This is a genomic window from Kitasatospora sp. NPDC091257, from assembly GCF_044757675.1.
Taxonomy (GTDB): domain Bacteria; phylum Actinomycetota; class Actinomycetes; order Streptomycetales; family Streptomycetaceae; genus Kitasatospora; species Kitasatospora lactacystinica.
Genome location: NZ_JBIVVI010000611.1, coordinates 1 through 5,476, shown reverse-complemented (window position 1 = coordinate 5,476; position 5,476 = coordinate 1). Strand labels below are relative to the sequence as shown.

Here is a 5,476-nt window from a genome sequence, read left to right as displayed (position 1 = left end):
CCCCGCTGTCCTACGCCGCGACCGGCCTGCCCGCCGGGCTGTCGATCAACCCCTCAGACCTTTCCGGAGCCGCACGATGGGACGCCTCGCACAGACCGACGGCCTCACCGAGATCCAGCGGGACATCCTCGCCACCGTGCGGGATTTCGTCGACAAGGAGATCATTCCGGTCGCGACCGAGCTGGAGCACAAGGACGAGTACCCGACCGCCATCGTCGAGGGCATGAAGCAGCTCGGCCTGTTCGGCCTCACCATCCCCGAGGAGTACGGCGGCCTCGGCGAGTCGCTGCTCACCTACGCCCTGGTGGTCGAGGAGATCGCCCGCGGCTGGATGTCGGTCTCCGGCATCGTCAACACCCACTTCATCGTGGCGCACATGATCAACGCCCACGGCACCCAGGAGCAGAAGGACCACTTCCTGCCGAGGATGGCCGCCGGCGAGATCCGCGGCGCCTTCTCGATGTCCGAGCCGGGCCTCGGCTCCGACGTTTCGGCCATCTCCACCAAGGGCGTCAAGGACGGGGAGTTCTACGTCCTCAACGGCCAGAAGATGTGGCTCACCAACGGCGGCACCTCCACCCTGGTCGCGGTCCTCTGCAAGACCGACGAGGGCGGCAACACGCCGTACAAGAACATGACCACCTTCCTGATCGAGAAGGAGGCCGGTTTCGGCCCGAACCCCACGGTTCCCGGCCTGACCGTGCCCGGCAAGATCGAGAAGATGGGCTACAAGGGCGTCGACACCACCGAGCTGGTCCTCCAGGACGTCCGCATCCCGGCCGACCGCATCCTCGGCGGCGTCCCGGGCCGCGGCTTCTACCAGATGATGGACGGCGTCGAGGTCGGCCGCGTCAACGTCGCCGCCCGCGGCTGCGGCGTCGCCCGCCGCGCCTTCGAGCTCGGCATCTCCTACGCCCAGCAGCGCTCCACCTTCGGCAAGAAGATCGCCGAGCACCAGGCGATCCAGTTCAAGCTCGCCGAGATGGCCACCAAGGTCGAGGCCGCCCACCAGATGATGGTCATGGCCGCCCGCAAGAAGGACAGCGGCGAGCGCAACGACCTTGAGGCCGGCATGGCCAAGTACCTCGCCTCCGAGTACTGCAAGGAGGTCGTCGAGGACGCCTTCCGCATCCACGGCGGCTACGGCTTCTCCAAGGAGTACGAGATCGAGCGCCTCTACCGCGAGGCCCCGATGCTGCTCATCGGTGAAGGTACTGCGGAGATCCAGAAGATGATCGTCGGACGCCGGCTCCTGGAGGAGTACCGGATCGCCGACTGATCCCCGGGCCGCCCGCCGACGGACCACGTCGCCGTGCGGCCCCCTCGAACCGCCGGTCGACGGGCGTGCGGGCCCGCGCCGGCGCAGCGCCGTGCCCCGTCACGGGCCCGGCCTGGTCCGCCTGGGTCCGGCACGGCCCTCCGGAAGCGGCCGCAGGGCGTACAGCTGCAACGACACGCCCGGCGGCCGCTTCCGCACACCCGCTTGCGGCCGCTACGGCCGTTTCGCCCCGCCGGGTTCCGTCGGCGTACCCGTTGAGACAAGAGTCACCAGCCCTGTCGGGTCCCTTGGGAACCGGACCGGGTCGAGCTACGGTCGTAGGAGTGGACGCGCACACGCGCCGCCACCGGACACATGAACGAGCAGGCGGGTTGCCCACCCACCGTGTGCTCCCGATAGCATCCACCGGGACAGCAAGCCGTCCCTCTATTACCGATCCCGCGGTGGCCCCCGTCCAGCGGCCATGATCCCCCGCGACAAAGGTCTTCGATGCCCATCAGCCCGTCCCCTCACACCTCCGTCACGGACCGCGATGCCCTCGCAGCCCCGACGGCCGGTCGGCGACCCCGCGTGACCATCGCGCGCGGAGCCACCCCCTGGTTCGTCCCCACTCTCGCCACGGCCGCCGTGACCACCGCCCTCACCCGGCGCAGCGGCAAGTGGGCCCTGGCTGCGGTACCCGCCTGCGCGCTCAGCGCGGGCATGCTGTGGTTCTTCCGCGACCCCGAGCGTGAGATCGGCACGGGCGGAGTGATCTCCCCCGCCGACGGCGTGGTGCAGAGCATCGACGCCTGGCCGGACGGCCGCACCCGGGTCGCGATCTTCATGAGCCCGCTCAACGTCCACGTCAACCGCGCGCCCCTGCCGGGCACGGTGACGTCGGTCGAGCACGTCGCGGGCGGCTTCGTCCCCGCGTTCAACAAGGACAGCGACCAGAACGAGCGGGTCGTCTGGCACTTCGACACCGAGCTCGGCGACATCGAGATGGTGCAGATCGCGGGGGCCGTGGCCCGACGCATCGTGCCGTACGTGGACGCCGGAACCAAGGTCGAGCAGGGCGACCGGATCGGTCTGATCCGGTTCGGGTCCCGGGTCGACACCTACCTGCCGGCCGGCGTCGAGGTCGGCGTCGAGGTCGGCCAGAAGACCACAGCCGGGGTGACGCGCCTTGACCGTGACTGATCCTGAGACAATCGTCGGCCTGGACGACGAGGAGACGGCCCTGCGCCGCCGCCGCTGGGCGCGCGACCGCGAGCTGCGCGCCCCGCGCTCTCCTCAGCACCTGTCCACCGCCGACTTCCTGACCCTGGGGAACGCCGTCTGCGGCTTCCTGGCGATCTACTCGATCACCACCGGGGTCCTGGTCCCGCACATCACCAACCCGGACGCCGCTCCGGACCGGCACAGCGCCGCCACCGCGGTCACGCTGCTGCTGATCGGCTCGATGTGCGACCTCTTCGACGGCCTGGTGGCGCGCAAGCTGCGCTCCTCCGCCCTCGGAGCGGAACTGGACAACCTGGCGGACCTGATCAGCTTCGGCATCGCGCCGGCCTACTTCGTCGCGGTCTGGGGCATGGTCTCCCAGGGCTCCAACAGCAAGCTGTCGGCACTCATCGCCATCACGGTGCTGCTCGCGGTGGTCCTGCGGCTGGCCCGCTTCTCGGCCGTCAAGATGCGGCCCGGGGTGTTCCAGGGCATGCCCTGCCCGATGGGCGCGATGACGGTGATCGCCATCGTGCTGCTCGACCCGCCGTTCCTGCCCGGTCTGCTCGCCATCTTCGGCGCCGCGTACCTGATGGTCAGCCGGATCGAGTACCCGAAGCCGCAGGGGCTGCTGGCCACCGCGACGCTCTGCTGGATCGTGGTCTCCATCGGCTGCCTGGCCGCCTGGGCCACCGGCCTGCCCGGTGGCAACCAGCTGATGCACGTCGGCGCGTTCGCCCAGATCACGCTCGCGGCGATGGCACCGCTGCTGGTCATCCGCCGCAAGGTGGGGCAGAAGGTCGGCGACGTCCGCGCCCGGCGGGCGGAGTCCCGGCTCGGCTGAGTCCCCGCAAAAGTCATAAGAGTCAGGGCCCGGAACCTGTTGGTTCCGGGCCCTTCTCGTATGTCATAACAATCGAGCGGCGCGGGTGCGGGGCTCAGGCGCCGTCCGAGCGGACCTCGACGGCGGACGCCGGAGCCGCCGTCGCGGTCGCCGTGGACCCCGAACGTCCCCGCAAAAGTCATAAAACTCAGGCGCCACCGGTGTGCACGCTGAACGCCGAGCGGCGGGCCGCCCGGGCCACGCCCGGGTCCGGGTGCACGCCCGAGACCGCCGTCAGCACCGAGGCCGCCCGCGGGTGACCGGACTGCCGGGCCCGGGCGAACAGCCGGACCGGGTCGCCCGCCGAGGCGCCCTCGACATGGCCCACCAGCAGCTCGGTCTCGCCGTGGTCGAGCACCGCGGCCGCGGTGTCCACCCAGAGCCAGGCCGCGTCCTCCGCACCCAGCACGTCCGCCGGGGAGACGCCCTCGTCGGCGCGCTCCGCCAGCCACAGCAGCGCGTAGGGGCGCAGCACCGGCGCGTCCACCGCCGCGCGCACCGCCTGCTCGGCCGGGCCTCCGGCCACCCGCAGCGCCTCGAAGGCCAGTCCGCGCACCAGCGCGTCGTCGCCCCGGGCGGCCTCCAGCAGCTCGCCCACGGCCCGGTCCGCCGGACGGGCCGCGACCCACGCCCGGAACTCGGCGCGGGCCGGGCCCGGCGAGTAGTCCGCACACGCGTTCAGCAGCTCGAAGGCGCTCTGCTCGATGTGCCCGGCCGCGGTCTGCGCGACCGTGCAGATCTCCTCCAGCTTGGCCCGCACCGCCCAGTGGCCGAGCGGCGACAGCTCCGCGGCATCGTTCCTGCGCACCAGGGCGCCGACGGCCTCCAGGCCGTCGAGCATCCAGTCCAGGACGGCGGCCACGTCGGCCGGCGCGGCCGGGGTGTCGATCTGCGGCGCGCGGCAGGTGCCGCGGACGGCGGAGACGGCCGAGGCCGCGTGCGGCACCGGCGACAGCCCCGGTCCGCCGAGGCCGGTGCCGACCCGGCGCTCGTCCAGGCCCCGGCGCAGCAGTTCCAGCAGTTCGCTCTCGGCGACGGGGCCGTCCACCAGGTGCAGGAAGGAGAGCAGCTGCGGGGCCTGGTCCACGGCCTGCCCGGCCAGCACGGCGAACACGCCGCGCAGCGCGGCGGGCGGCACCGGGGCGAGCAGGGTCCAGGCGTCGAACATCGCCGACCATCCGCGCACCACGGCCTCGTCGTCGTGCTCCCAGGCGTGCAGGCGCCAGCCGGGGCCGGCTCCGCCGTCCCGGGGCTCCACGAGGCCCACCAGCAGCGCCTGCCCCCATGCCTTGGCGGCGGCGCCGACCGTCATGGCCAGCGCCCGGCCGGCCTCGCGGGCGTCCTCGGGGAGCAGTTCGCCGCGCTTGTCGACCTCGGCCAGCTCACCGGCCCAGCGGGCGACGCGGACGGCGTCCACCAGCATCCGGCGGGCCAGCGGCGCCAGCTCGGCGGGTGCCGGGAAGCCCTCGGGCACGGGAACCCTGCCCCGCCCGGGAGCCGGAGCGGGCCCTCGCCGCCGGGGTACTCCGTTACGGGGGACACCCGCCCCGCCCGGCCTGCCACCGGCGGGCCGTTGGGCCGTTCCGGGGAGACGGGTCACCGTCGCACCGGTACCGATCGTCGGCGGGAGCGGGGCATCACGGTCGCGCGGGTTCCGAGACGTCACGTCGAGCAGTCTTCCCCTTGTACCGGCCTTCTGTCACATCCGGTTGTCCGTACGACCGGGCGACCGGTGGCGGCACCTCCGCAAGATCGGGCAACAGCGGCAAACCGCCTGGCCGGAAACGTGTGACCTGCCCATGCCACTCGCATCATCCTGGTCGCCGGGAATGCTCGGGCGGTTACCGTGCGTACGGGTGGGGGGTCAGTGGCCGGGCAAATTGTTGTCCCTGACATCGGGGTGGTTTTCGCGCCGGTCGCACGGGGAATCCCCTTCCGCCGACTTCCGGCGGAGCTGTCCAGTCCGAATCCGGACGGATGACGGGCGGGGCGGGGGGATCGTGCCGCGGGGGGAGTGGGGCCGGCCCCCCGAACGCGCGGCCGCCGCCGGAGGGGGGGAAACGTGAAGCGGGGGGCGGGGGGGCGCGGGCCGCGAAAACCCCCCCCCCCCC

Annotated in this window: 4 protein-coding genes; 3 read left to right on the top strand and 1 reads right to left on the bottom strand. The window is 72.4% G+C overall.

From position 1 onward, the window contains the following. The first annotated feature begins 76 nt into the window (after positions 1-76). From ACIQOV_RS25565 to ACIQOV_RS25555, 3 genes are all read left to right on the top strand, one after another. The gene (locus tag ACIQOV_RS25565; protein ID WP_380545354.1) at positions 77-1,279 is read left to right on the top strand and encodes an acyl-CoA dehydrogenase family protein; all 1,203 of its coding nucleotides are present in this window, start codon (positions 77-79) and stop codon (positions 1,277-1,279) included. Positions 1,280-1,768: 489 nt separating this feature from the next. Continuing rightward, on the top strand, positions 1,769-2,461 hold the full coding sequence (locus ACIQOV_RS25560; protein ID WP_401052210.1) for a phosphatidylserine decarboxylase: 693 nt from the start codon (positions 1,769-1,771) through the stop codon (positions 2,459-2,461). Continuing rightward, positions 2,448-3,326, top strand: a complete 879-nt coding sequence (locus ACIQOV_RS25555; RefSeq protein WP_380354263.1) for a CDP-alcohol phosphatidyltransferase family protein — start codon at positions 2,448-2,450, stop codon at positions 3,324-3,326. The genes ACIQOV_RS25560 and ACIQOV_RS25555 overlap by 14 nt, the downstream gene beginning before the upstream one ends. 187 nt (positions 3,327-3,513) lie before the next feature. Here ACIQOV_RS25555 and ACIQOV_RS25550 read toward each other — a convergent pair whose 3' ends face one another. After that, entirely contained in the window at positions 3,514-4,839 is a 1,326-nt protein-coding gene (locus tag ACIQOV_RS25550; RefSeq protein WP_380545356.1) for a hypothetical protein, read from the bottom strand. Positions 4,840-5,476: the final 637 nt, after the last annotated feature.

Excerpts from the sequence above, each read along its gene's own strand:
- ACIQOV_RS25565 (WP_380545354.1), top strand. The coding sequence starts at position 77 with ATGGGACGCCTCGCACAGACCGACGGCCTCACCGAGATCCAGCGGGAC.
- ACIQOV_RS25560 (WP_401052210.1), top strand. The coding sequence starts at position 1,769 with ATGCCCATCAGCCCGTCCCCTCACACCTCCGTCACGGACCGCGATGCC.